This window comes from Oleiphilus sp. HI0061 (assembly GCF_001635675.1).
In genome coordinates, this window is record NZ_LWFE01000862.1 from 1 (window position 1) to 598 (window position 598).

The 598-nt window shown below is 42.5% G+C and carries 1 protein-coding gene; it reads left to right on the forward strand.

Annotated elements, in window-relative coordinates:
• The coding region (locus A3735_RS30775; protein WP_197485830.1) for a carboxypeptidase-like regulatory domain-containing protein at positions 1-598 on the forward strand (598 nt) is incomplete at both ends.

Consider the following 598-nt stretch of genomic DNA (forward strand, 5'->3'; position numbering starts at 1 on the left):
CCGAAGATTTTGAAGTTTATGTAGATACAATACGTGATTTACAGTTCGATTTTCTTGTCCTGTCTGGCAAGGTACTTGATACTAATAAAGCCCCTATCCCCAATGTATCAATCGAAACCAGCACGGTCTGGCACGGTCCTGAGCAAGGCCCCCTACTTCAGTTATCGACACGTAGTTTGGATCATGCCAGTGGTAGTGCTAGTACAGATGCTGAAGGCAACTATGTTATGTTGCTGTTCCCTAGTGATACCTGTATTGAATCCGGTTTTTACCCAGACAGCACTGACTGCTTGTATGACCTTACCTATACTCCAACAATCGAAAGTGGCTTTGCGACCTTTGTAAGATCTGATCTTGCCCTTAACAACGCGCTTAGTCTCGACCAGGAGCTAGTTCTACTTGATAGCATAATACCGAAAACTATTGCCGGGCCTTATGTTAAAAATATTAGCAACCAATCTGTGGTAATAGAATGGCAGACCGATGAACCGGCTAGAAGTACAGTTCAAGTGGTTGGTGGAGCGGTTTTTAAAAATAACCGTTTTCTAACAGAACATAGCGTTGTTATTAATAACCTGGATTCAAACACCGATTATGA